The organism is Mycobacterium sp. IDUB_36, assembly GCF_055419225.1.
This window is the reverse complement of the sequence record NZ_JBVAXH010000001.1, coordinates 1,684,284-1,707,778: the sequence shown is the minus strand read 5'-3', so window position 1 is coordinate 1,707,778 and position 23,495 is coordinate 1,684,284. Positions and strand designations below refer to the sequence as shown.

Sequence of the window (23,495 nt, the reverse complement as noted above, 5' to 3'; positions counted from 1 at the left end):
ACGTAGGGTTGAGCGATGCCTCTTCCGACACCATCGGCGAGCAGTACCGCCGTCGTCACCGGCGCCTCGTCGGGCATCGGTCGCGACATCGCCCGCGAACTGGTCGACCGCGGCCACGGCGTGACGCTGGTCGCCCGCCGGCACCGGGGTCACCGTCGCGCTGCTGTGCCCGGGGCCGGTTCGCACCGAGTTCCTGAAAAGCGCCGGGATGGACGAGAAGGCCTTTGCCGCAGCATTTCCCAAGTTCCTGTGGATGGCCTCACGCGATGTTGCGCGCATCGGTATCGACGCGCTCGACGGCGACCGCGGCACGGTGATCGCCGGTGTGCCGCGCCAGTTCAGCACCCGGCTGTTGCAGTTCATGCCGCGGCGATTGCTGATGCCGCTGCTGAAGAGTCAGCATCCGGGCCTGCGCCGGGACCGGTCAGCGGGCTGACGGCGGCAAGGTGTTGGACGCGGCGCATGCGACTGAGGATAGGCTGAACGTTCGAACAGTTGGGGATGAAGGGAACCGCACAATGGGTAAATCGTTACGGCGCACAGTCTTTGGAGTCATCCCCGGCATCGCTGCTTGCCTCGTTCTTGCGCCGACCGCCGGCGCCGCGCCTGACCCGTGTTCGGCCAGCGGCGTGGCTGCCACCGCCAGCGGGGTGCTGAACTCGGCCAGCGGCTACCTCGACAGCCACCCGGACGTGAACAACGTGCTGACCGCCGCGGTCAACCAGTCGCCCGCCGAGGCCAAGGCGTCGGTTCGGGGCTATTTCCTCGGCCACGTCGGCGAGGCGCTGGCACTGAAGGGCATCGCCCAGCCGCTGCTCGACCTCAAGGGTCGGTGCAACTCCTCGGTGTCGCCGGACCAGCTGGCGGCGTTGTTCGATGCGCTGTCGGCGAACTAGCGCACCACCTGCCACACTCGCCTCTGCCCGAGCGGGCACTCGATGTGCCCACCTTCGAGCGACAACTTCCGCGCGAAGACACCGTTGTCGCTCAGAGGCGGGCACATCGGCACATGTTCCAGGCTCGGTGCCAGGGAGGCGCCTGGGATCAGGCGGGCACCGACTGGCGGCCGCGGATCAGCTTGCCCGGTCGCGCATCGGTCGGCACACCGTTCTCGGCGATCACCTCACCCGAGACGATGGTCGCCACATAACCGTCGGCGGTCTGGTCCAGTCGTCGGCCACCCGCGGGCAGGTCGTAGGTGATCACCGGCTTGTGAATCTGCAGCGCCGCATGGTCGATGATGTTGAGGTCGGCCTTGTAGCCGACGGCGATCCGGCCGCGGTCGCCCAGTCCGGCGACGCGGGCAGGCACCGAGGTGAGTCGGCGCACCGCCTCGGTCACCGAGAATCGGCCGGTCTTGCGATCACGCGCCCAGTGGGCCAGGAAGTACGTGGAATAGCTTGCGTCGCAGATCATTCCGTAGTGCGCGCCGCCGTCGCCCAGCCCAAGCACCACGTCGTCGCGATGCAGCAACTCGCCAACGGTGTCCAGTGAGTTGTTCTCCATGTTGCTGGTCGCCACGAGCAGCATGGCGTGCCCGTCGTCATCGAGCAGCCGGTCGTAGGCCTCTTCCATCGGATCCAGGCCCTTGGCGCGGGCGCGGGCGCCGATGCTGTTCGCGGGGTCGGGCTCGTAGTTCGGGTTCTCGTCCAGCGGGAAGATCCAGTCCCACATCCGCGTGACGAAGAGCAACGGATGTCCCTCGCCGGGCTGGTCCGCGAGGATCCGGGCGCGGACCTCGGGCTTACGCATCTCGGCGACGCGCTCGGCCAGCGGCAGATGCGCGATCTCCTGGTAGCTGGGATACAGCACGAACGGGTTGGCCGTCAGCTGCAGCCCGATGATCAGTCCGATCGGCCGGGGCAGCAGCTGGGCGGTGATGTCTCCGCCGGCCGCGTTGGCCTTCTCGATCATCGTGATGGCGTCCGGCCAGGTCGGGTCCCCGGCGTTGCCCACGACCAGGGTGAAGGTGACCGGCAACCCGACGTCTTCCGCCACATCGAACACCGTCTGCAGGACGGGCTGGTAGCCACCGGCCGGGATGTCGGGCACAAACTGCAGCAGCCCGCCACCGCCGTCGACCACACCGCGCGCGATCTGTTCGATCTCCTCGCGTGCGGCGCCGTAACTCGGTATCGGAGCGCCGCTTTCGGTTTTGTGGATGGTGAAGCGCGACGAGGCGAAGCCCAGTGCGCCGACCTCGATCGCTTCCTTGGCCAGCTCGCGCATCCTGGCCAGATCATCCTCGGTGGCCGGTTCGCGATCGGCGCCCCGCTGGCCCATCACGTAGACGCGCAGCGGCGAATGCGGCAGGTAGGCAGCCACATCGATGTCGCGCCTACCCGCCTCCAGGGCGTCCATGTACTGCGGGAAGGTCTCCCAGTTCCACGGCAGGCCGTCGGTCATCACGACATCGGGGATGTCCTCCACGCCGGCCATCACGTCGACCAGGACGTCGTGGTCCTCCTGGCGGCACGGCGCGAAGCCGACGCCGCAGTTGCCCATCACCACGGTCGTCACCCCATGCGCCGACGACGGCGTCAGCCGTTCCGACCAGATGGACTGACCGTCGTAATGGGTGTGCAGGTCGACGAAACCGGGAGTGACGAGCAAGCCGGCTGCGTCGATCTCGCGGGTGCCGCCCGCGCCGTTCACGTCGCCGACCGCGGCGATGACGCCGTCTCGCACGGCGATGTCCGCCGTGTAGGGCTCGCCGCCCAGTCCGTCGACGATGGTGCCGTTACGGATGATCAGGTCGTAGGTCATCTAAATAATCTACGACCGTGTCGGTGGCAGATGCCAGGATCAACGGATGACCGCCGACGACGATGCAGAGCGAAGCGATGAGGAGGAGTGGCGCCGATGATCGATCACTTCGGTATCAACTGCACGGACTACGCCAGGTCGCAGATGTTCTACGACCGCGTGCTGGGGGTGCTGGGCTATTCGCGGCAGATGGATTTCGGTGTGGCCATCGGATACGGAGAAGACGGCCATCCGGTGTTCTGGATCGCGGATGCGTCAGCGGGTACCGCCGACGGGCCGAACCGGGAGACGCACTTCGCCTTCAGCGCCGCTGACCACGATGCGGTTCGGGCGTTCTACGACGCCGCCGTCGAGTTGGGTGCGGAGTCGCTGCACGCGCCGCGGCTGTGGCCGGAGTACCACCCGGGCTACTTCGGCGCCTTCGTCCGCGACCCCGACGGCAACAACGTCGAAGCGGTCTGCCATGGGTAGGGTCGGAAGGTATGTCTGACAACGCCGTTCGAGAGTTGCTGCGCGACGCGTTCACCCGGCTGATCGAGCACGTCGACGAGCTGACCGACGGCTTGAGCGACGACGTGGCCGGTTACCGGCCGACTCCGGAGGCCAACAGCATCGCCTGGCTGATCTGGCACAGTGCCCGCGTGCAGGACATCCAGCTCGCGCCGATCGCCGGAATCGAACAGGTGTGGACGTCCGGGGGATGGGTGGACCGATTCGGTCTCGACCTGCCCCGCAACGACAGCGGTTACGGGCACGGTCCGGACGAGGTGGCGAAGGTGCAGGTGTCCGCCGATCTGCTGGCCGGCTACTACCGCGCGGTGCACGAGGCCACGCTGGAGTTCGTCGCGCGGGTCACCGCCGAGGACCTGGAGCGCGTCGTCGACCGCAACTGGGATCCGCCGGTGACCGCCAGCGCGCGCATCGTCAGCATCATCGACGATTGCGCTCAGCACTTGGGCCAGGCAGCCTATCTGCGCGGCATCGCGCCCTGACCCGGCAAACTTGACACCTGTCGAACCCGTGCGACGCACGTCACACTCGCGCGACTACCATGGCCCTTATGACCGCCATCAAGCCTCCCGACACCGCGCCCGGCGCCACTGAGTTCTCCGGCACCGGCACCATCTACAACCCGGCCAACGGCGCCATCGCCGGGCAGGTGCAGTGGACCGACGCCGCTGACATCCCCACCATCGCCGCCGGGCTGCGCACCAACCAACGCGAATGGGAACAGCGCGGACCCGACGGGCGCGCCAAGGTGCTGGCCCGCTTCGCGGTGTGGCTGGGCGACCACCGTGACGAGATCGAGGATCTGCTGATCAAGGAGACCGGCAAGTCGGCGACCGACGCGGCGCAGGAAGTGCCGATGCTGATCATGATCCTGTCGTACTACATCCGGACGATGGCCAAGGCGCTCGCACCCGAAAAGCGGCCCGCCGCACTGCCTTTGATGGCGATCAAGAAGGTCAGCATCCATTACCGGCCACGGCCTGTGGTGGGTATCATCGCGCCGTGGAACTACCCGGTGGCCAACGCGCTGATGGACGGTATCGGGGCGCTGGCCGCGGGCTGTGCGGTCCTGCTGAAGCCCTCCGAGCGGACCCCGTTGACCGCCGAGGTGTTGCGCCGGGGCTGGCTGGAGTCCGGTGCCCCCGACGTGTTCGCGGTGGTGCAGGGCGCCCGCGCGGTGTCCGAAGGCGTGGTCGACAACTCGGACTACATCCAGTTCACCGGTTCGTGCGCCACCGGCAGCAAGGTGATGGAGCGGGCCGCCCGCCGCCTGACGCCGGTCAGCCTGGAGCTCGGCGGCAAGGACCCGATGATCGTCCTGGAGGACGCCGACGTCGACCTCGCCGCGCACGCCGCGGTCTGGGGAGCGATGTTCAACGCGGGACAGACCTGTGTCTCGGTCGAACGGGTCTACGTGCTCGAGCAGGTCTACGACCAGTTTGTCGACGCCGTCGTTCGCGACGTCAAGGCGCTGCAGGTCGGTGCCGGCGAGGGCCACGACTTCGGCGCGCTGATCGACGAGCAGCAACTGTCCGTCACCGAGCGCCACGTCCGCGATGCCGTCGCGGCCGGCGCGCGGGCGTTGACCGGCGGACAGCGCACCACCACGTCGGGCAGCTTCTACCCGCCCACTGTGCTGGTCGACGTCGACCACACGATGACGTGTATGACCGAGGAGACCTTCGGCCCCACGCTGCCGATCATGAAGGTGGGCTCGGTCTCCGAAGCGGTCCGGCTGGCCAACGACAGCGAATACGGGCTGAGTGCCTCGGTGTTCTCCAAGGACTTTGAGCGAGCCAAAGAGGTTGCGCTGCAACTGGACTGCGGTGCGGTCAACATCAACGACGTCATCACCAATCTGATGTGCACGACGGCCCCGATGGGCGGCTGGAAGACCTCCGGCATCGGAGCGCGGTTCGGCGGCGCCGACGGGCTGCGCAAGTTCTGCCGGGTCGAGACGGTCGTCACGCCGCGCACGAATGTCGGTGCAGGGCAGAACTACTACAACAATTCACTCAAGGCGCTCAAGCGGGTCAACAAGATGATGACCAAGATGGCGCTGGTGCGCCCCCGCCGCGTCGCCAAGTAGTGCGATTGGTGCTGACGGCGCTGCTGTGGCTGTGTGCCACGGCAGCGCTGGCCGTCGCCGTGCCGACGGTATGGGCGCAGACGCACGTCGTCGACGTCGACGGTTACACCGCGATGGCGCGGAAGACGGCCGGTGACAAGGCGCTGCAGTCGGCGGTGGCTGCCGAATTGGCAACCAAAGCAACGGTTCTGATCAACCAGCGCGGCCAGCACGCCGATTCGGCGAAGGTCCACGCCGTCGCTGCCGGCTACACCGCCGGTCCAGACTTCCCGGCACAGTTCGCCGACGCCAACCGGCTGGCGCACGACTGGATGTTCACCGGCGCCCACGGCCAGTCCGAGGGCGACCAGTGGGTGCTCGACCTCGCTGGCATGCTGAAGGACACCGCCTTCGAGCGGTTGCTGGCGAGTCACAACGTGCAGGTACCCGACACGGTCCGGATCCCGGTGACGGTGTCGACGCCGAAGGTGTTGCAGCCGGGCAAATTACGACCGCTGGCCACCTGGGGGCTGTGGGTGAGTGTCGGTGCGGTCGCGGTGACCGGCGTCTTCGCGCTGCTGACGTGGGCCTCCGCGCGCAGCCGTGGCAGGGCGCTGGCCGGTCTCGGGATCTCAGCGCTACTGGTCGGCGCCGGAGGGTGGGTCGCCATCGAACTCGCCCGCTACCCGCTCAACGACACGCTGAACAACACCACCGGTGGCATCCGCGGGATCGCCGACGTGATGGTCGGCCACGCCGAGACCAGCCTGCACGACTGGTTGGACGTGACGCTGGCGGCAGGTGGCGCGCTGGTGCTGCTGGGCGTGCTAGTTGCGGGCGTCAGCAGCCTGCGGAAGAGCTGAAAGCTGCTCGCTGAGTAGCGTTTCCAGCTTCTCGTTGGCCGAGCGCAGTCCGGCGGTGATCATGCCGAACACTTTGTCGCGGACTTCCTGGGGCTTGCCGACCAGTGGGGCATACATGTGCCGCATCAGGTCCAGCCGCGCATCGCACAACCAATTCACCAGCTCGGCGTCCTCGAACCAGCCGATCTGGTTGCGCTGTTCGGCCAGCGTCGTGGTCAGCCAGTCGATGTCGGTGTTGGGGTGTGGCACGGGTTGACACAGCCGGTTACGCGACTCGTCGTCGTGGTAGGCGGCTTCGACGTGGGCGATCATGCCGGAGCTGAACACCTGCTGGCAGCCGCGGATACTCTGCAGCGTGATCCGGTCGCCGTCGAAAACTGTTGCCGGCGGCCGCTTCTCCAAGCCGTCAGCGCTGCAGTCGACGAACAGGGCCGAGCTGTCGACGCTGATCTCCCCGTCGTCGAGCACCACCTTGCCGGGCTCGATGCTCTGCACCCGTCCCAGCCGTACGACATCGACGATGCGCCGCAACTGATCGAGCTCGGTCGTCGTCACGTTCGCGCAGCGGTACATCGTCGGCTGCACCGCTGGATCCAGCCGCAGCAGATTCCCGCACGCTTCCAGCCGGTCGAACAGGTCGGCCACGTCGGTGGCGGCCTCGATCGCGATCAACCGGTGAGCGAACCCGGTCTGGAACCGCTCCAGGAATTGCGGGCCGGGCTGGATGTTCGCGCGATCCATCAGCCACGAATCGCGCGGCATGATCCAGGTCAGCCGCTCGGGCGGAATACCGTTGCGCAGCAACCACAAACACGCGTCGATGCCGGTCTTGCCGGCGCCGACGATAACGAAACGCTCGCGGCCGGCGGCGCGGGCGGGCATGTCGTTGGGTGGCACGCAGTCGACACCCTCGGCGACCCGGTAGGCCGGCGGGCGCATCGACGGCACAGTGGTCTGCAGGTACGTCGCATCGACGATGCGGCTGCGGACGTTGACCGTGTGGTCGCCGCCGGCCAGCGAGCGGAAGCGGCCCTCGCCGAGATATTCGGACATCGGGTAGTACGACACCCGCCCGCTCGGCAGCAGGTCCTGGTGCATCACCTTTTCGAAGTAGGCGCAGATCTCGCCCACCGTCGCCAGCTCGTAAAGTCCCTGGTTCCAGCCGAGTTGGTCGATGGTGTCGCTGCCCAGTCCACGGGAATTGACGCCGTAATAGGCCGATGGCTGATGCAGCCGGACGAACGGATAGGCACTGTTCCAGTGACCGCCCGGCGAGTGGCCGCGGTCCACGACCACTACGTGCGCGTCGGTCTCGGCCACCAGTGTGTCGGTGAATGCCATACCCATCGCGCCTGCGCCGACGACCAGATAATCGGTGTCCATTGTTGTCACGCCAAATCCTCCCCTTGGCGGCAACGCTAGCCGATGCCCGGAGGCGCGTTCAGGTCAGCGACAGTTTCGCGAAAATCTGTCCGGTCGGTTGGGGGGAGCCGTCGCCGGGCTCGACCGTGAAGGCCAGCACCTGCGAGTTCTGCAGGCTGGTGAAGGTATGTGTGAACGACGGCGTCACCGCGTCACTGTGCATGGTTCCCGCCGACAACGGGCCTTTGTCGCCGACCAGCCACATCTGGTAGACGGTGCCCTGTGACGGCGGCGGGACGTTGTTCATCAACAGCACGGCGCCGTTGCGATCCCGGGAGAACACCACGGTCGCCGTCCCACCGTTCATCGGGGTGGACACCGTTCGTACGTCGGGGGCGCCCATGATCTGCTCGGTCATCGTCGGGGTGGGTGCCGGGCGCAACGAGATGCCCGCTCCAAACGCCGCCAAAGCCACGACGATCGCCGCCGCGACGGCCAACAGGGCTGTGCGCCAACGGGATTTGCTGGGCACATCACCCTGCACGGCGGCCAGCACCGAGGCGCGCAGGTGAGCGGGCGGTTCGACGGCGGTCGCCGCCGACACCAGCGCCATCGTTTCTCTCACCGCACGCACTTCAGCGCCGAAGGCATTGACGACGGCGCCCGGTGCCGTCGCGAGTTCGCGGTCGATGGAGACGCGCTCGCCATCCGAGATGGCATTCAGCGCGTACGGCGTGGCCAGCTCCAAGAGGTCGAATGGTTCGGTCATGACACACCCAAACAGCCGCGGAGTCCGCGCAATGCGTCGCGCATGCGCGATTTGATCGTAGACAGGTTTGCCGACAGGCGCCGCGCCACCTCGGTGTAGGTCAGGCCGCCGTAGTACGCCATCTCGATGCACTGGCGCTGCACGTCCGTCAGCGCGTCCAGACACGCTGCCACCCGGCGGTGCTCGTCGGCGGCGATCGCCGAGTCGGCGACCAGGTCGGCGGGTCGCTCGACCGTCGCCGCGCCGTAGCGGGACTCCCGCAGGCCGGCGGATTGCTCGGCGCGCACCCGGTCGACGGCGCGACGGTGTGCCATGGTCATCAGCCACGACAGCGCCGAACCCTTCGCGGGGTCGTAGGCAGCCGCTGTTCGCCACACTTCGAGGTAGACCTCCTGGGTGGTCTCCTCGCTGTAACCGGCGTCGCGCAGAACCCGAGTGATCAGGCCGTAAACCCGAGCCCGGGTGTGGTCGTAGAAGCCGGCGAACGCGTCGGCATCGCGATGCGCGACCTGGCGCAGCAATGCGTCCAGGTCCGTGCCATGCCTCGGTTCGGTCATCGCCCGGTAGCCTAACGGCTCGACAAGTGCGGTCGTCATGTTCGGGCCGATCTGGGTGGGCACGGAATGAAAAACATTGCCCATCGCCGGTAGCGACCGATACCGAACGCGAGCGTGTGCACCGCGATCAGTGCGACGGCCGACGCGGCGGAAACCAGGGCGAGGGCGGCGATCACGGCGCTACTTCGTTGACAAACGTCCACTGGTAGACGTTGAGGTTGCCGGAGCGGAACCCGGCCTCCCGTTCAGCGAGGTACAGCTCCCACATCCGGGCGAAAATCTCGTCGAACCCGATGTGCATCAGCGTCTTACGGCGCTGCAGGAATTGCTCGCGCCACAGTCGCAGGGTCTCCGCGTAGTGGTCACGCAGCGAGAGCATGTCCACCGGACGGAGCCCGGTGTGGCGCCGGGTGAGGTCGAGAATCGCTTTCGCGGAAGGGATCGTCCCGCCCGGGAAGATGTATTTCTGCATCCACGTCTGGCCGTCGCGAGCGGCCACCATCTGAGCGTGGGGGCTCACGATCGCCTGAATCACCACGCGGCCACCCGGTTTGACGACGCGGTCGATCGCCTCCAGGAAACCCGGCCACGCCCGATGCCCCACGGCCTCGATCATCTCCACCGAAATCACGGCGTCGTAGCTCCCCTCGATGTCGCGATGATCGCACACATCGATGCGCACCCGATCGGATCGTCCCGCCGCGACCACTCGTTTTCGGGCCAGCCACGCCTGGCGACCGGAAGGGGTGACGGAGTGGACGTCGGCACCGCGCGCAGCGGCCCGAATGCACAGCTCACCCCACCCAGTCCCGAGTTCGAGGAGCCTGGTGCCGGGCCCCACTGCGGCCGCGTCCAGCAACCGGTCGATCTTGCGCCGCTGCGCGACGGCCAGGTCGGCCCGCGTCGCGGGCAGGCGAGTGAAGAACGCGCTGGAATACGTCATGGTCTCGTCGAGGAACTCGACGAACAAGTCGCTGGACACGTCTTCGTAGTGCGCCGCGGTGTTGCGCAGTCGCTGATCGCGGCTCGGCTGCGGCGAACCTCCTTGTGCGGCAAGCGCGATAGGCCTCAGCCGGCGTAGCCATCCCCGACTCATCCGGTCGAAGACCGGTGCCAGTGCCGTCAGCACGCCGACCAGATCGGTCGACTCCCATTCGCCGGCCATGAAGGACTCGCCGAAGCCGATCACGCCGTGCCGGCCGACCCGGCGGGCCAGCCGGTCCGGCTCGTTGACGTGCAGGGTCGGTGCGGTCACATCGCCGGCGCCGACCAACGCGCCGTCCGGGTACACCAGCCGGATCGGCAGGGCTGCGGTGGCGCGGCGGATGAGTCGGTCGGCGACCAGTGCCGACGCGGCGGCGGCCGGTCCGGATGGGACGGTAAAAACCTCCGGCCAGCAGGAAGAGTCGTCGAACGACGGTCGGCGGGGACTGTCGGAGATCAACGCGGGACGGTCGAACTCGATGTCTGGGACGTCGTCGACAACCGACAGGTGGCATGGCTCGTACACACCCCATATTCGGAGCGAACCGCGGTGCGGACGAGGACCGCCGAATAGACCACCCATCCGTGCCGACTCCTGCTCCGAATGCCTTGCAATACGAGCCGACAAAGGAGTTTGTGCTGATGAAAGATGGTCACAGGAAGACGCTCGCGGTCAGTTGTGCCGCACTGGCGGCGGTGAGCTTCTCCGCGTGTTCGAGCAAGAAGTCCGACACCGCACAAGAGACCAGCGCGCAATCGACCAGCAGTGCCAGCGCCCCGGCGATGAGCGGTCCTTCGGCGGCCCCCGCTCCGGCCAGTGACTTGATTGGCTCAGGATGCGCCGGCTACGCGGCAGAGCACCCGAACGGCCCGGCCTCGGTGGCGGGCATGGCGCAGGACCCCGTCGCGACCGCGGCATCGAACAACCCGCTGCTGTCAACCTTGACCTCAGCGCTTTCGGGCAAGTTGAACCCGCAGGTGAACCTCGTCGACACGCTCAACAACGGTCAGTACACGGTGTTCGCGCCGACGAACGCCGCCTTCGAGAAGCTGCCGGCCGCCACGCTGGACGAGCTGAAGACCAACGCCGAGAAGCTGAAGAGCATCTTGACGTTCCACGTGGTGCAGGGACAGGCGAGCCCGGCGAAGGTCGATGGCACGCACAAGACGTTGCAGGGCGCAGATCTGAATGTGGTCGGCCAGGGCAACGACCTGAAAGTGAATGACGCGGGTTTGGTGTGCGGAGGGGTGCACACCGCTAACGCGACGGTCTACATGATCGACACGGTGCTGGTGCCCCCCAGCTCGTAGCGTTCGACGATCGTCGCTAGATAAGGCAGTCCGTTTCCCCGGGCTGCCTTATCGCATTTCAGGGGACCGCGACCGATCCGGAGTCCCACCGGTGGCGAATAATGAGCATGATGTCGCTCGCGTTGATCGGTCTTCTCGGCGGCCTCGTCACTGGTATCTCGCCGTGCATCCTGCCGGTGCTGCCGGTGGTGTTCTTCTCCGGAACCACGAGTACGGACGACGGGTCGGTAGCCGTCGAGGCGAAACGTGATGTGTCGCGGCCGTATCGGGTGATCGCCGGTCTGGTGCTGAGCTTCAGCCTGGTGACGTTGCTTGGGTCGGCGCTACTGTCGTTGCTTCATCTGCCGCAGGATGCCATCCGCTGGGTCGCGTTGGTCGCCTTGGTCGCCATCGGGCTCGGCCTGATCTTCCCGGGTGTGCAGGAACTGCTGGAGAAGCCGTTCGCCCGCATCCCGCAGAAGCGGATCATGGCACGCGCCAACGGATTCGGCCTCGGACTGGCGCTGGGAGTGCTGTACGTTCCGTGCGCCGGTCCGGTGCTGGCCGCGATCGTCGTCGCCGGCGCGACGGCGCAGATCGGTCTGCCGATCATCGTGCTCACCGTCGCCTTCGCGGTGGGAACCGCGGTGCCACTGTTGTTCTTCGCGGTGGCCGGTGAACGAATTACCAACCGCGTGACCGCTTTTCGACGCAAGCAGCGGGTGATCCGGGTGGCCGCGGGAGTCGTGACGATCCTGCTGGCGGTGGCACTGGTATTCAACGTTCCGGCGGCGCTGCAGCGCGCGATCCCGGATTACACCGGTTCGCTGCAGGACAAGTTGGCCGGCGACCAGAACGTGCAGCAACAGCTGGGCGGCATCGTCAACGACCAGAACAAGGACCTGTCGAACTGCGCGAAGCCCTCAGCCCAGCTGCAGAACTGCGGCACGGCACCGGATTTGAAGGGCATCACGGCGTGGCTGAACACCCCTGGTGACAGTCCGGTCGACCTGCGTGCGTTGCGTGGCAAAGTGGTGCTGGTCGACTTCTGGGCCTACTCCTGCATCAACTGTCAGCGCGCCATTCCGCATGTCGAGGGCTGGTACAAAGCCTATCGAGACAGCGGTTTCGAGGTGATCGGCGTGCACACCCCGGAGTACGCGTTCGAGAAAGTCACCGACAACGTCGACAAGGGTGCCGCCGACATGGGCATCACCTACCCGGTCGCGCTGGACAACGGTTACTCGACCTGGACCAATTACCGGAACCGCTACTGGCCGGCCGAGTACTTGATCGACGCCAACGGAATCGTGCGCCACATCAAGTTCGGCGAGGGAGACTACGACGGCACCGAGAAGCTGATTCGTGAGTTGCTCACCAGCGCACGGCCGGGCGTCTCGCTTCCGCCACCGGTCGGCGCGCCGGACACCACTCCTTCGGTCAATCTGACGCCCGAGACCTACTTCGGGGTGGGCAAGGTGTCCAACTACGCCGGAACCGGCGTCTACGACCAGGGCAGCGCCACGTTTGGCTATCCCGCTACGTTGCCCCCGGATACGTTCGCACTCCAGGGACCATGGGCATTGGATTACCAGGGCGCGACCGCTGACGGCGATGCATCGAATATCAAACTCAATTATCACGCGAAAAATGTCTATATCGTCGCCGGCGGAAATGGCAGCCTCACCGTAACTCGCGACGGCAAGTCGACATCGGTGCCGGTCAGCGGCCCGCCGACGTCGCACCAGATCGTCGCCGGCGACGCCGTTGTCCGTGGTTCTCTTGATGTCCAGGTCAGCAAAGGTCTGCAAATTTTCTCTTTCACATACGGCTGATCGTCGACTAGGCCAATCCAATTCGAATTCGGCTCCGAATCACCGACTATGAACAAGCACAGCAAACTCATCCCAGCCACCGGTGTCGCGGCTGGCGCCATCGGTCTTTTTCTCGCCACCTCTGTGCCGGCGATGGCCGCACCCGTCGGTCCTGCCTGCGCCGACTACGTGAAAATGAACCCCACCGGTCCGGCCTCCGTGACCGGCATGTCTTCCGTCCCCGTCGCGGTGGCCGCGTCTAACAACCCCATGCTCACCACCCTCACCAAGGCCGTGTCTGGTCAGCTCAACCCCAACGTCAACCTGGTCGACACCCTCAACAACGGCCAGTACACCGTCTTTGCGCCGACCGACGCCGCTTTCGCCAAGTTGCCGGCGAGCACGGTCGACGAGCTCAAGACCAACTCGGACATGCTGAAGAGCATCCTGACCTATCACGTCATTCCCGGTCAGCTGAGCCCGGCCCAGGTCGACGGGTCGCACAACTCCGTCGAGGGTGCCCCGGTCAACGTGACCGGTTCGGGTGACGGCATCAAGGCCAACAGCTCGAACGTGGTCTGTGGAGGCGTGCCGACCGCTAACGCGCAGGTGTACATGATCGACACCGTGATGATGCCCCCGGGGCAGTAAAACCTGCAGCGCCCCAACCGGCTTGTTCGTCACTGCGGACGGTTCCTCACCCCTGATGTTGGAAGGTCGATGAGTGACCACCGAAAACGACGTGGCGGTAGAAGTAGCATCGGCCAGCGCCACCCGGCGCTGGTCGATGCTGGGTGTGTCGCAGGCGGCGTCGTTGTGCGCCAACGTCTTCATCAACGGTGCCGCTTTCCTGATTCCCGCGCTGGTCGGCAAGCACCACGCCAGCCTCGTGGAAGCGGCTCTGCTGGCCTCGATGCCGAACATCGGCATGATGCTCACGCTGATCCCCTGGGGCTACCTGTTGGACCGGGTGGGGGAGCGGTTCGTGCTCACCCTGGGCTTGGCACTGACCGCTGCGGCGGGTTTCGCCGCGGCGTCGGCGGATTCGATGCTGATGGTCGGGATTTTTCTGGTCCTCGGCGGAATGGCGGCCGCCAGCTGCCTGGCTGCCAGTGGCCGCCTGGTGACGGGCTGGTTCGCCGAAGGGCAACGGGCGCAGGTGATGGGCATCAGGCAAACCGCGCAGCCGTTGGGGATCGCGGTGGCCGCCCTGGTCATTCCCGAACTTGCGAAACGGAATCTTTCGTTGGCACTGCTGTTTCCGGCGGTTCTGTGCGCGCTCGCGGCGGTGGCCTGTTTCTTCGGCGTGCACGATCCACCGCGGCCCGATCGAACGAGCGTCGACTTCGGGGTATTGCGTGAGCTCTACCGAAGGCCGGTGCTGTGGCGTATCCACACGGCGTCAGCGTTGCTGATGGTGCCCCAACCGGTGGTGCTGACGTTCATGCTGGTCTGGTTCGTCGGCCGACACGGCCTGTCGATGGTGTGGGCCGGTGTGCTGGTGGGCCTTTCGCAGATTCTCGGCGCGCTCGGCCGCGTCGCGGTGGGGCGATGGTCCGATCGCATCGGCAGCCGGATGGGGCCGCTGCGGGTCATTTGTGTCGCGACCGCGGTCGTCATGGTGGTGCTCGCGTTCACCGACCACGTGGGTTGGGGATTCGCCGCCGTTCCGTTGATGGTCGTCGCCTCGGCGATGGCGGGCGACAACGGACTGCCGTTCACCACGATCCCAGAACTCGCCGGTCCCTTCTGGAGCGGATGGGCGCTGGCTACTCAGAACATCTTCGAACGGCTGGTGGTCGCGGCCGCGCCGCCGCTGGTCGCGGTGCTGATCGTGGCGTCCGGATATCCGCTCGCCTTTGCAATCTGCGCGGTCTTCCCGCTGCTGGCTTTGCCGTTGGTGCCGTTACGAACTCGCGGCGCCCGGCTGTAAGCCGTCACGGCGTGATGATGTGCGACGGATCAGGCCGTAGATCGGGCGGCGCTTGACTGTAATCGCCGAAAGGGCCGTCGCGTTGTTCGACGGCGGCGCGGACACCCTCGTTCGCCGCGGTCTGGATGAAGCCGAGCGCGTCGGGGGTGTTGCGCATCAAGCCGTCGAGGATGCCGCCGAGCGTCTGAGTCGACGCCAACCCCATGTTCTCGTATGCCTGATTGACGATCAGCTTCTGAGCCTGCAACTGCGACAACGGGATTCGACACAGCTCGGCGGCGATCTCGGCGACCCGCGCCTCGAGTCGATCGAACGGGACAGCTTCGTTGATCAATTCGATCTCGGCGGCCTGCACGCCGGTCAACGGCCGACCGGTCAGCGAGTGCCATTTGGCCTTCGCGAGACTCAGCCGATACAGCCACATTCCGGTCAGGTAGGCGCCCCACATACGGCTGTACGGTGTGCCGATCACCGCGTCGTCGCTGGCGATCACGATGTCGGCGCACAACGCGTAATCGCTTGCGCCACCGACACACCAGCCGTGCACCTGCGCGATCACCGGCTTGGACGCTCGCCAGATCGCCATGAACTTCTGGGTGGGACCGGTTTCGCGGGCGCTGACCATCGCGAAATCCTTGCCGGGGTCCCAGCGCCCGTCGGTGTTCATCGCCTCACCCCACTGCTGGAATCCGTCGCCGAAGTTGTAGCCGCCGGAGAACGCCCGGCCGGCCCCGCGTAGCACGATGACCTTCACCGCGGGATCGCGTTCGGCCAGGCCGACTGCGGCCTCGATCTCATCGGGCATCGGCGGAACGATGGTGTTGAGCTGCTGCGGGCGGTTCAGCGTGACGGTAGCGACCGGGCCGGCCGTGGTGTACAGCAGCGTCTCGAAATCGGTTGTCGGCATAGCCGAAGCGAACTCGCTCCCGCGGCGAGGGTCAAGAGGCGTTTGTGGCGGGTGGGCCGGGGTATGCGGCAGCGATGTCGAGGGGGATACCTGATGGGTGAGTCCGACCAGCGCGGCTACGGGTTCCCCGCTCGGCTCTGGCGGGCGATCGACGAGCACCGGCCGCCCGGGTTCGATCGTCTGACCCGCTTTCGCAGCCCGATCCGCGGGCTGTGGCTGACGTCCGTCTTCGGTTCCGTGCTTCTCGTCGCCCTTCCGATCGTCACGTTGACCGGTTTGGTGAGCTACATCGTCTACGCACCGCAGTTCGGCACGTCGGTTCCGGCCCACGTCGGCTGGCTCAAGCTGCCCACTTTCGACTGGCCGACGCATCCGGTGTGGCTGTACCGCCTGAACCAGGGCTTGCATGTCGGGCTCGGGCTGGTGTTGATCCCCGTCGTACTGGCCAAGCTGTGGTCGGTGGTCCCGAAGCTGGTCACCTGGCCGCCGGCACGTTCGATCGCCCAACTGCTGGAACGGTTGTCGATCGCCATGCTGGTCGGCGGGATTCTGTTCGAGATCATCACCGGCGTGCTCTACATCCAGTACGACTACGTGTACGGATTCAGCTTCTTCCCCGCGCACTACTACGGCACGTGGGTGTTCGTCGCCGGCTTCGTCATTCACGTCAGCCTGAAACTGCCGCGCATGGTGGCCGGTCTGCGGTCCCGGTCGATGCGAGAAGTGCTGCGTACCAACACCGCTGACACGCTGCCGGAGCCGCGGACCACCGATGGGCTGGCCACTGATGATCCCGCGCCACCCACGATGAGCCGACGAGGCGCGTTGGCACTGGTGGGTGGCGGGGTGCTGCTGACCGCCTTGGTCACCGTCGGTCAGACGATCGGAGGCCTGGCCCGCCACCTTCCGCTTCTACTGCCACCGGGTGATGCAACAGGCAAGGGTCCCAACGACTTCCGCATCAACAAAACCGCTGAGGGAGTGGCCCTCGACCCGACCACCACCGGGCCGAGCTGGCGGTTGACGCTACGGGGAGGTCCGGCCCCGATAGTGCTGAAGCGGGAGATGCTGGCCGCGATGCCTCAGCACAGCGCGCGGCTTCCGATTGCCTGCGTGCAGGGGTGGTCGACGGTGCAGTCGTGGAGCGGTGTGCGATTGGCGGACCTGGCGAAGCTGGCGGGTGTGCCTGCGCCGCGTTCTGCGGCCGTGGCATCGCTGGGCAGGAAGGGGAAGTTCAACCACGCCACCCTGGAGCACCATCAGGTCACCGATCCGGATGCCCTTCTCGCACTGCGGGTCAACGGTGCGGACCTGTCACTCGATCATGGCTATCCGGCGCGGATCATCGTGCCGGCGATCAACGGCGTCCACAACACCAAGTGGGTGAAATCCATTGACTTCGAGGCGAACTGAGCGGGTCTACGGATCCCATCCGATGCACCTGCTGCTGATGCTGGCCGGCTTCGCGCTCCTGGGTTACGTGATCGTCACCGCGGGGCCGTCCACGCTGTGGAAGCCGGAGGGGTCGTGGTGGCACTCGATGGCGGTGTGGCTGGTCGCCGCTTTCGTGCTACACGACCTGCTGCTGTTCCCGATCTACGCCCTGGCCGACCGGCTCCTCGGCTCCTCGACCCGTCGGTTCCGCGCGCGCCGCGAGTCCACCGTCCCGGTGATCAACTATCTGCGGGTACCCGCGCTCGGCTCCGGTCTGCTGTTTCTGGTCTTTTTTCCCGGCATCGTTCGCCAGGGCGCGACGCTGTACCACGAAGACACCGGGTTGACTCAGGAGCCATTCCTCGGCCGGTGGCTGATGCTGGTCGCGGTCATGTTCCTCAGCAGCGCCGTCGCTTACGGATTCCGCATCACAGCGTGTCGGCGCAACCGCGCTAACCCGCTGCCGGAGGCAGCATCTGAAACCCGGTGAGCACCGACGCCGTGTCGCGCTTGTAGACGGCATTGTCGGGGTCGGTGGACTGCACCGTCACCGTCGTCACGTAGGTGTTGCTGTCATAGGTACCCGCCACCATCAGCGTCTTGATCCTGCGCGGCGGAATGCGGCCCATGCTCGGAGCGTCGTAGTCGACGAGTTCGGCGTCGTTGCCGCAGCGGGTCGTTTCCGACGTCTGCAGGTCGGTGGCGCCCAAGCGGTCGACCAGCGCAGCGCGTTCCTGGTCGAAGATCTCCTTGTTGTCCGACTTGCCGGCGGGCAGAGATTCGAGGGTCACCACCGCGGTCGGCATGAAGTTGTCCGCCGCCAGGTCCTTGTCGCGCATCGTGAAGCGGATGACGTCGGAGTCGAGCATCGCCGCGCGTTCCCAGCCCGGTGGCTGCGGGATCTTCAGTTGAGGTTCGCCGCCCGCGCGCGAATCGATGTCGGTCAGCGGTACTGAAACCTGCTCGCACTCATTCGGTTTGGGAATCGGTGCGTGGGTGTCGCGGACCGCCTCACCATCCACCACCTTCGAACAACCCGGCACGGCCAGCAATGTCACGGACGCAACCAGTGCACACAGCATGTACGGCACGCGCATCGCCCAACACCACACCTTCATCGGTTTCACGTCAAGTACCCAACATTCGCCACAGGAACGCGAAACTCAACGCCGTCTTGAAAGCGCTCTGCGCGTTGTCGGCCGCGCCGGCGTGTCCACCCTCGATGTTCTCGTAGTACCAAACCCGGTGGCCCGCGGATTCCAGCGCCGCCGTCATCTTGCGGGCATGTCCGGGGTGCACTCGATCGTCGCGGGTGGACGTGGTGATCAGGACCGGCGGGTAGTCGGCATCAGCCGAAATATTCTGGTACGGCGAATATTCGGCGATGAACTTCCAGTCGTCGGGATCGTCGGGGTTGCCGTACTCGGCGACCCAGGAGGCGCCGGCCAGCAGCAGATGGAAGCGTCGCATGTCCAGCAACGGCACCTGACAGACCAGCGCACCGAACAGCTCCGGGTACTTGGTCAGCATGATTCCCATCAGCAGGCCGCCGTTGCTGCCGCCCTGGGCGCCGAGTTGTGCCACGGTCGTGATGCCCCGGGTGACCAAATCCGCAGCCACAGCGGCGAAGTCTTCGCCCACCAGATGCCGGCCCTCGCGCATCGCCTGAGTGTGCCAGCGTGGACCGTATTCGGCGCCGCCGCGGATGTTGGCCAGCACGTACGTGCCGCCGCGCGCCAGCCACAGTCGACCCAGCACCGGGCTGTATCCGGGGGTGTAGGAGTTCTCGAAGCCGCCGTAGCCGTAGAGCAGCGTGGGCCCCGGGCCCTCGGCATCACCGGGCCGCACCACAAAGTAGGGGATCGCCGTGCCGTCCTTCGACGTCGCGAAATACTGAGCGATGGACAGGTTTTCGGCATCGAAGAAGGCGGGTGCGGACCTGATGTGTTCGAGCGGACCGGTACCGGTGCCGCGCAACAGATGCGACGGACTGTCGAAGCCGCTGGAGTCGAGAAAGAACTCGTCACCCGTGTCGTCGGCCGCCACGATCACACTCTCGGTCGCCGGCGGAATACCGGCCAGCGGCGCGCGCTCCCAACTGCCCGGGGTGACGATCTCGACCCGGCTCGCGACGTCGGCCAGCGTGACCAGCAACAGCCGGTCGCGTGTCCAGGCGTACTGGTGCAGGCAGGTGTGCTCGTCGGGTTCGAACACCACGCTCAATTCGACGTCACCAGTGAGGAATTGGTCGTACCGGGCTGCCAGCAGTGAGCCGGCTGGATAAACCGTGGTGCCGAATGACCAGTCCGTACGGGGTTCGATCAGCAGCCACTCGCGGTGGATCGAGACGCTGCTGGCATCCGAGGGAATGTCGATGTGGATCAGTTCCGGCCCGCGCAGTTCGTAACGCTCACTGTTCCAGAAGTCGGTGGAGCGAGACACGAAGGTCCGCTCGAAACCCGGTGTCCTGTCGGCAGATCCGCCGACACTGACATCGGTGAGCGCGCCTTCGAAAACAAGCACCGCGTCGTCGATCGACGTGCCGCGGCGCCAGCGCTTGACGACCCGCGGGTAGCCGGACTCGGTGAGCGAGTCCGGCCCGAAGTCGGTACCGACCAACACGGTGTCCGGGTCTTCCCAGCCGATCTGCGTTTTGGCTTCGGGCAATTCGAACCCGCCTTCGACGAATTCCCGTGTCCGCAAGTCGAATTCACGGACGATGGCAGCATCGGCGCCGCCGCGGGACAAGGTCACCAGCGCCCGGTCGAACTCGGGCTCGATGACGATGGCGCCCGCCCAGACCCAGTTCTCGTCGTCGGTGCGGGCCAGCTCGTCGACGTCGATCAACACGTCCCAGTCGGTGGCCGCGTCGCGATAGCTGTCCAGGGTGGTCCGGCGCCACAGCCCGCGGGGGTTGGCCGCGTCGCGCCAGAAGTTGTACAGAAAGTCACCGCGGCGCCGCACATACGGAATGCGGGCGTCAGTGTCGAGCACCTCGAGAGCCTCGGCACGCATCTGCTCGAACTCCGCGCCGGCAAACTGAGCGACCGTCGGATCGTTGCGGGTTCGCACCCAGTTGAGTTGCTCCTCGCCGAGGACGTCCTCCAGCCACAGGTATGGGTCGTTGTCGTCGTTGGTCGTGCGCGCGGCGGCCATGGGTCCCATTGTTACCGCGGCGGTAGTGTGAGCTGTGTAACACCGCAGAGCGAAGCGACGAGGAGGAGTGGCGCACAATGACTGTCTTCGCACGACCGGGTTCCGCCGGGGCTTTGATGTCCTTCGAATCGCGGTACGACAACTTCATCGGGGGCGAGTGGGTGGCGCCGGCCGCCGGCCGCTACTTCGAGAACCTCACGCCGGTGACCGGTCAGCCATTCTGCGAGGTGGCACGTTCGGACGACGCCGACGTCGAGAAGGCGCTGGACGCCGCCCACGGTGCGGCCAAGGCGTGGGGCAAGACCGCCCCCGCCGAGCGGGCCGCGATCTTGAACAAGATCGCCGACCGGATCGAAGAGAACCGCGAGTCACTGGCACTGGCCGAGGTCTGGGACAACGGCAAGCCGATCCGGGAGCCGCTGGCCGCCGACATCCCGCTGGCGGTGGACCACTTCCGGTACTTCGCCAGCGCCATCCGGGCCCAGGAAGGGTCGTTGTCCCAGATCGACGAGGACACCGTCGCCTACCACTTCCACGAACCACTGGGCGTGGTCGGGCAGATCATTCCGTGGAACTTCCCGATCCTGATGGCCACCTGGAAGCTGGCGCCCGCGCTGGCGGCCGGCAACACCGCGGTGCTCAAAGCGGCCGAGCAGACTCCGGCATCGGTGCTCTATCTGATGTCGCTGATCGGCGATCTGCTCCCGCCGGGAGTGGTCAACGTCATCAACGGTTTCGGCGCCGAGGCCGGCAAGCCGCTGGCGTCGAGCAATCGCATCGCGAAGGTGTCCTTCACCGGTGAGACCACCACCGGGCGATTGATCATGCAGTACGCCAGCCAGAACCTGATTCCGGTCACCCTCGAACTCGGCGGCAAGAGCCCCAACATCTTCTTCAACGACGTGATGGCCGCGCACGACGACTTCCAGGACAAGGCCCTGGAAGGGTTCACCATGTTCGCGCTCAACCAGGGCGAGGTATGCACCTGCCCGTCGCGCAGCCTGGTGCAGGCCGACATCTACGAGGAGTTCCTGGAACTCGCGGCCATTCGCACCAAGGCGGTCCGGCAGGGCGATCCGCTGGACACCGAGACGATGGTCGGGTCGCAGGCATCCAACGATCAGTTGGAAAAGGTGTTGTCCTACATCGAGATCGGCAAGGACGAGGGTGCAAAGGTGATCACCGGTGGCGAGCGCGCCGAACTGGGCGGCGATCTCTCCGGCGGCTACTACGTGCAGCCCACCATCTTCGCCGGCCACAACAAGATGCGGATCTTCCAAGAGGAGATCTTCGGTCCGGTGCTCTCCGTCGCGTCCTTCAAGGACTATGACGACGCCATCTCGATCGCCAACGACACGCTGTACGGCCTGGGGGCGGGGGTGTGGAGCCGCGACGGCAACACCGCGTACCGGGCCGGCCGTGACATCCAGGCCGGCCGGGTGTGGGTGAACTGCTATCACATGTATCCGGCGCACGCCGCGTTCGGCGGATACAAGCAGTCCGGGTTCGGCCGGGAAAACCACCAGATGATGCTCGGCCACTACCAGCAGACCAAGAACCTGTTGGTCTCGTATTCGCAGAAGGCACAAGGGTTTTTCTGATGACACCGCGCCGGCGACGATGCAGAGCGCAGCGATGCGGAGGAGCGGCGCCCTGATGACACCGCGCGTGGTTGTCACCGCAGACGCGGCCGCGCTGCTCGACCAACTGCGAGAACAGCACGGCCCGTTGATGTTTCATCAGTCGGGCGGCTGCTGCGACGGGTCCTCGCCGATGTGCTACCCCGACGGCGACTTCATCGTCGGCGACCGCGACGTGCTACTCGGACTACTCGACGTCGGCGTCGAGGGTGTGCCGGTCTGGATCTCGGGACCGCAGTTCCAGGCCTGGAAACACACCCAGCTCGTCATCGACGTAGTGCCCGGGCGCGGCGGTGGGTTTTCACTCGAGGCACCGGAGGGGAAGCGATTCCTGTCCCGCGGACGTGCCTTCACCGACGCCGAGAACGCCGAACTGACGGCCGCTGCGCTGGTCACCGGCGCCGATTTCGAGCGTGGCGAGCGGCCGCCCGAGCGCGCCCCGGTGGTCGCGACCGCCGTCGACGCCTGCCCAGTACCCGCAGGGCGCGCCGCGCAGCTAAAGCCGTAGCGGGCCGTCGCGGCAGTATCTTTGAGTCGTGATTCCGCTGCCGCGGCCCTGGCTGTTGACCAGCGCGATGCTGCTCGGCGTCGCGGTCGGGCTGTTGGGCGGTGCCGCCGCGCTGACCGTGGAACACGCCCGTATGCGCCCTGATGTCGCCATCGCGTTGGTGGTCGGATTCCCCAGCGCCGTCGGGCTGCTGGTGATTCTGATGGCCCGTCGCCGCTGGCTGACCGCGGTGGGGGCATTCATCCTGGCTCTGGCGCCGGGATACTTCGGCGTGCTGGCGCTGGTCGAGGTCGTGACCCGTGGCTGACCGTGAACGCGTCGAGACCGAGTCGATGCCGCTGACCGAGCCGTACAAGCCGACCTTCGACACCGGGATGCAGCAGCGGGCCGAGCCCGAACTGATCGAGCCCGAGGCGCCGCCCCGCCGGCACCGATGGTGGAACCGGCACTCGGACGTGCCCGCGGACGAACAGCCGGCCAGCGGTGTCATCCCGACGGCGTACACCGAGACCGACCCACCGTCCGAGGCGCTGCCGTCCCTTGCGGCCGAGGGGCCGTATCTGTACCTGAAGTGGTGGAAGTTTGTACTGATGCTGCTCGCCGTGTGGGTGCCGGCCGGTGCGATCGGCGCGGGCCTGTTCTATTGGTGGAACCACGACGCGACCAAACACAAGACCGCGGTGGTGTTCGTCGTGCTGGCCTACGTCGTGGCGTGCACGGTGGCCGGCCTGATCCTGGCGATGGTGCCGGAGCGGCCGCTGGTGGCTGCGCTCGCGATCGCGCTGTTCTCGGCGGTGTTCGCGTCGGTGGTGGCCGCGGCCCCGGTCTACGGCAACTTCTACTGCGAACACAGCCAGCGGCACTGCGTGGCGGGCATCCTGCCGTACTGAGCCGGCCCGTCGAGGTGAGCGAGAAATGGCTGGCGGGCGGGCGC

At 66.3% G+C, this 23,495-nt stretch carries 23 protein-coding genes and 2 pseudogenes; 17 read left to right on the top strand and 8 right to left on the bottom strand.

The genetic code is table 11. The features are described 5' to 3' along the window. Nucleotides 1-15 precede the first annotated feature (15 nt). The 3 genes and pseudogenes from ACZYW1_RS08395 to ACZYW1_RS08385 form a co-directional block, all read left to right on the top strand. Nucleotides 16-102, top strand: a pseudogene (locus tag ACZYW1_RS08395) (SDR family NAD(P)-dependent oxidoreductase); the annotation flags it as partial. A gap of 34 nt (nucleotides 103-136) precedes the next feature. Further along, a pseudogene (locus ACZYW1_RS08390) lies at nucleotides 137-436 on the top strand (SDR family NAD(P)-dependent oxidoreductase); the annotation flags it as partial. Between the two features lie 82 nt (nucleotides 437-518). Beyond that, nucleotides 519-896, top strand: a complete 378-nt coding sequence (locus ACZYW1_RS08385; protein ID WP_463784854.1) for a heme-binding protein — start codon at nucleotides 519-521, stop codon at nucleotides 894-896. Between the two features lie 148 nt (nucleotides 897-1,044). On the opposite strand, the gene ACZYW1_RS08380 is transcribed toward ACZYW1_RS08385, so the two are convergent. After that, nucleotides 1,045-2,766 carry an N-acyl-D-amino-acid deacylase family protein gene (locus ACZYW1_RS08380; protein WP_463784852.1) on the bottom strand — a complete coding sequence of 574 codons (1,722 nt, stop codon included), beginning with the start codon at nucleotides 2,764-2,766 and terminating at the stop codon, nucleotides 1,045-1,047. A gap of 96 nt (nucleotides 2,767-2,862) precedes the next feature. Here ACZYW1_RS08380 and ACZYW1_RS08375 point away from each other — a divergent pair, with 96 nt between their 5' ends. The 4 genes from ACZYW1_RS08375 to ACZYW1_RS08360 all read left to right on the top strand — a co-directional run bounded on the left by ACZYW1_RS08375 (nucleotide 2,863) and on the right by ACZYW1_RS08360 (nucleotide 6,207). Continuing rightward, nucleotides 2,863-3,237, top strand: coding sequence for a VOC family protein (locus ACZYW1_RS08375; RefSeq protein WP_463784849.1), 375 nt, complete (start codon nucleotides 2,863-2,865; stop codon nucleotides 3,235-3,237). Nucleotides 3,238-3,248: 11 nt separating this feature from the next. Beyond that, nucleotides 3,249-3,758 carry a mycothiol transferase gene (locus tag ACZYW1_RS08370; protein WP_463784846.1) on the top strand — a complete coding sequence of 170 codons (510 nt, stop codon included), beginning with the start codon at nucleotides 3,249-3,251 and terminating at the stop codon, nucleotides 3,756-3,758. A gap of 68 nt (nucleotides 3,759-3,826) precedes the next feature. Then, nucleotides 3,827-5,365 carry an aldehyde dehydrogenase family protein gene (locus ACZYW1_RS08365; protein WP_463784844.1) on the top strand — a complete coding sequence of 513 codons (1,539 nt, stop codon included), beginning with the start codon at nucleotides 3,827-3,829 and terminating at the stop codon, nucleotides 5,363-5,365. Then, entirely contained in the window at nucleotides 5,365-6,207 is an 843-nt protein-coding gene (locus tag ACZYW1_RS08360; protein ID WP_463784843.1) for a hypothetical protein, read from the top strand. Before ACZYW1_RS08365 ends, ACZYW1_RS08360 begins: the two co-directional genes overlap by 1 nt. Here ACZYW1_RS08360 and ACZYW1_RS08355 read toward each other — a convergent pair. From ACZYW1_RS08355 to ACZYW1_RS08340, 4 genes are all read right to left on the bottom strand, one after another. Then, nucleotides 6,172-7,590 (bottom strand): NAD(P)-binding protein, encoded by a 1,419-nt coding sequence (locus ACZYW1_RS08355; RefSeq protein WP_463787751.1) that lies wholly within the window; start codon nucleotides 7,588-7,590, stop codon nucleotides 6,172-6,174. The two genes, ACZYW1_RS08360 and ACZYW1_RS08355, sit on opposite strands and share 36 nt — an antisense overlap. A 58-nt stretch (nucleotides 7,591-7,648) precedes the next feature. Beyond that, entirely contained in the window at nucleotides 7,649-8,338 is a 690-nt protein-coding gene (locus ACZYW1_RS08350) for an anti-sigma factor (protein WP_463784842.1), read from the bottom strand. Then, nucleotides 8,335-8,895, bottom strand: coding sequence for a sigma-70 family RNA polymerase sigma factor (locus ACZYW1_RS08345; RefSeq protein ID WP_463784839.1), 561 nt, complete (start codon nucleotides 8,893-8,895; stop codon nucleotides 8,335-8,337). Before ACZYW1_RS08345 ends, ACZYW1_RS08350 begins: the two co-directional genes overlap by 4 nt. A gap of 172 nt (nucleotides 8,896-9,067) precedes the next feature. Next, nucleotides 9,068-10,339 (bottom strand): class I SAM-dependent methyltransferase, encoded by a 1,272-nt coding sequence (locus tag ACZYW1_RS08340; RefSeq protein ID WP_463787750.1) that lies wholly within the window; start codon nucleotides 10,337-10,339, stop codon nucleotides 9,068-9,070. Between the two features lie 182 nt (nucleotides 10,340-10,521). Here ACZYW1_RS08340 and ACZYW1_RS08335 point away from each other — a divergent pair, with 182 nt between their 5' ends. From ACZYW1_RS08335 to ACZYW1_RS08320, 4 genes are all read left to right on the top strand, one after another. Then, a complete protein-coding gene (locus ACZYW1_RS08335; RefSeq protein ID WP_463787749.1) occupies nucleotides 10,522-11,190 on the top strand; it encodes a fasciclin domain-containing protein in 669 nt (222 codons plus the stop codon). 107 nt (nucleotides 11,191-11,297) lie between these two features. Further along, the gene (locus ACZYW1_RS08330; RefSeq protein WP_463787748.1) at nucleotides 11,298-13,004 is read left to right on the top strand and encodes a cytochrome c biogenesis protein DipZ; all 1,707 of its coding nucleotides are present in this window, start codon (nucleotides 11,298-11,300) and stop codon (nucleotides 13,002-13,004) included. Between the two features lie 48 nt (nucleotides 13,005-13,052). Next, on the top strand, nucleotides 13,053-13,634 hold the full coding sequence (locus tag ACZYW1_RS08325; protein ID WP_463784837.1) for a fasciclin domain-containing protein: 582 nt from the start codon (nucleotides 13,053-13,055) through the stop codon (nucleotides 13,632-13,634). A gap of 73 nt (nucleotides 13,635-13,707) precedes the next feature. After that, a complete protein-coding gene (locus tag ACZYW1_RS08320) occupies nucleotides 13,708-14,916 on the top strand; it encodes an MFS transporter (protein WP_463784833.1) in 1,209 nt (402 codons plus the stop codon). Nucleotides 14,917-14,920: 4 nt separating this feature from the next. On the opposite strand, the gene ACZYW1_RS08315 is transcribed toward ACZYW1_RS08320, so the two are convergent. Next, complete coding sequence (locus ACZYW1_RS08315; RefSeq protein WP_463784831.1) at nucleotides 14,921-15,823, bottom strand: crotonase/enoyl-CoA hydratase family protein; 903 nt, start codon at nucleotides 15,821-15,823, stop codon at nucleotides 14,921-14,923. A 93-nt stretch (nucleotides 15,824-15,916) separates the two neighbouring features. Here ACZYW1_RS08315 and ACZYW1_RS08310 point away from each other — a divergent pair, with 93 nt between their 5' ends. Both ACZYW1_RS08310 and ACZYW1_RS08305 read left to right on the top strand, forming a co-directional pair. Next, nucleotides 15,917-17,236 (top strand): molybdopterin-dependent oxidoreductase, encoded by a 1,320-nt coding sequence (locus tag ACZYW1_RS08310; RefSeq protein ID WP_463784829.1) that lies wholly within the window; start codon nucleotides 15,917-15,919, stop codon nucleotides 17,234-17,236. 22 nt (nucleotides 17,237-17,258) lie between these two features. Continuing rightward, on the top strand, nucleotides 17,259-17,747 hold the full coding sequence (locus ACZYW1_RS08305) for a hypothetical protein (RefSeq protein ID WP_463784827.1): 489 nt from the start codon (nucleotides 17,259-17,261) through the stop codon (nucleotides 17,745-17,747). Here the strand turns inward: ACZYW1_RS08305 and ACZYW1_RS08300 are convergent. Continuing rightward, the gene (locus ACZYW1_RS08300) at nucleotides 17,710-18,354 is read right to left on the bottom strand and encodes an LpqN/LpqT family lipoprotein (RefSeq protein WP_463784822.1); all 645 of its coding nucleotides are present in this window, start codon (nucleotides 18,352-18,354) and stop codon (nucleotides 17,710-17,712) included. The genes ACZYW1_RS08305 and ACZYW1_RS08300 overlap by 38 nt on opposite strands. Nucleotides 18,355-18,385: 31 nt before the next feature. Further along, the gene (locus ACZYW1_RS08295; RefSeq protein WP_463784821.1) at nucleotides 18,386-20,413 is read right to left on the bottom strand and encodes a prolyl oligopeptidase family serine peptidase; all 2,028 of its coding nucleotides are present in this window, start codon (nucleotides 20,411-20,413) and stop codon (nucleotides 18,386-18,388) included. Between the two features lie 77 nt (nucleotides 20,414-20,490). Here ACZYW1_RS08295 and exaC point away from each other — a divergent pair, with 77 nt between their 5' ends. Genes exaC through ACZYW1_RS08275 form a run of 4 tightly spaced genes read left to right on the top strand, consistent with a single transcriptional unit; the run spans nucleotide 20,491 to nucleotide 23,451 of the window. Continuing rightward, a complete protein-coding gene (exaC, locus tag ACZYW1_RS08290; protein WP_463784818.1) occupies nucleotides 20,491-22,014 on the top strand; it encodes an acetaldehyde dehydrogenase ExaC in 1,524 nt (507 codons plus the stop codon). A 55-nt stretch (nucleotides 22,015-22,069) separates the two neighbouring features. Further along, a complete protein-coding gene (locus tag ACZYW1_RS08285) occupies nucleotides 22,070-22,561 on the top strand; it encodes a DUF779 domain-containing protein (protein WP_463784816.1) in 492 nt (163 codons plus the stop codon). A 28-nt stretch (nucleotides 22,562-22,589) separates the two neighbouring features. Then, complete coding sequence (locus tag ACZYW1_RS08280; RefSeq protein ID WP_463784815.1) at nucleotides 22,590-22,868, top strand: putative holin; 279 nt, start codon at nucleotides 22,590-22,592, stop codon at nucleotides 22,866-22,868. Next, a complete protein-coding gene (locus tag ACZYW1_RS08275) occupies nucleotides 22,861-23,451 on the top strand; it encodes a hypothetical protein (protein WP_463784814.1) in 591 nt (196 codons plus the stop codon). Before ACZYW1_RS08280 ends, ACZYW1_RS08275 begins: the two co-directional genes overlap by 8 nt. Nucleotides 23,452-23,495: the final 44 nt, after the last annotated feature.

Coding starts and splice junctions, on each gene's coding strand:
- ACZYW1_RS08385 (WP_463784854.1), top strand. CDS start 519: ATGGGTAAATCGTTACGGCGCACAGTCTTTGGAGTCATCCCCGGCATC.
- ACZYW1_RS08380 (WP_463784852.1), bottom strand. CDS start 2,766: ATGACCTACGACCTGATCATCCGTAACGGCACCATCGTCGACGGACTG.
- ACZYW1_RS08375 (WP_463784849.1), top strand. CDS start 2,863: ATGATCGATCACTTCGGTATCAACTGCACGGACTACGCCAGGTCGCAG.
- ACZYW1_RS08370 (WP_463784846.1), top strand. CDS start 3,249: ATGTCTGACAACGCCGTTCGAGAGTTGCTGCGCGACGCGTTCACCCGG.
- ACZYW1_RS08365 (WP_463784844.1), top strand. CDS start 3,827: ATGACCGCCATCAAGCCTCCCGACACCGCGCCCGGCGCCACTGAGTTC.
- ACZYW1_RS08355 (WP_463787751.1), bottom strand. CDS start 7,590: ATGGACACCGATTATCTGGTCGTCGGCGCAGGCGCGATGGGTATGGCA.
- ACZYW1_RS08350 (WP_463784842.1), bottom strand. CDS start 8,338: ATGACCGAACCATTCGACCTCTTGGAGCTGGCCACGCCGTACGCGCTG.
- ACZYW1_RS08345 (WP_463784839.1), bottom strand. CDS start 8,895: ATGACCGAACCGAGGCATGGCACGGACCTGGACGCATTGCTGCGCCAG.
- ACZYW1_RS08335 (WP_463787749.1), top strand. CDS start 10,522: ATGAAAGATGGTCACAGGAAGACGCTCGCGGTCAGTTGTGCCGCACTG.
- ACZYW1_RS08330 (WP_463787748.1), top strand. CDS start 11,298: ATGATGTCGCTCGCGTTGATCGGTCTTCTCGGCGGCCTCGTCACTGGT.
- ACZYW1_RS08325 (WP_463784837.1), top strand. CDS start 13,053: ATGAACAAGCACAGCAAACTCATCCCAGCCACCGGTGTCGCGGCTGGC.
- ACZYW1_RS08315 (WP_463784831.1), bottom strand. CDS start 15,823: ATGCCGACAACCGATTTCGAGACGCTGCTGTACACCACGGCCGGCCCG.
- ACZYW1_RS08310 (WP_463784829.1), top strand. CDS start 15,917: ATGGGTGAGTCCGACCAGCGCGGCTACGGGTTCCCCGCTCGGCTCTGG.
- ACZYW1_RS08305 (WP_463784827.1), top strand. CDS start 17,259: ATGCACCTGCTGCTGATGCTGGCCGGCTTCGCGCTCCTGGGTTACGTG.
- ACZYW1_RS08300 (WP_463784822.1), bottom strand. CDS start 18,354: ATGCGCGTGCCGTACATGCTGTGTGCACTGGTTGCGTCCGTGACATTG.
- ACZYW1_RS08295 (WP_463784821.1), bottom strand. CDS start 20,413: ATGGCCGCCGCGCGCACGACCAACGACGACAACGACCCATACCTGTGG.
- exaC (WP_463784818.1), top strand. CDS start 20,491: ATGACTGTCTTCGCACGACCGGGTTCCGCCGGGGCTTTGATGTCCTTC.
- ACZYW1_RS08285 (WP_463784816.1), top strand. CDS start 22,070: ATGACACCGCGCGTGGTTGTCACCGCAGACGCGGCCGCGCTGCTCGAC.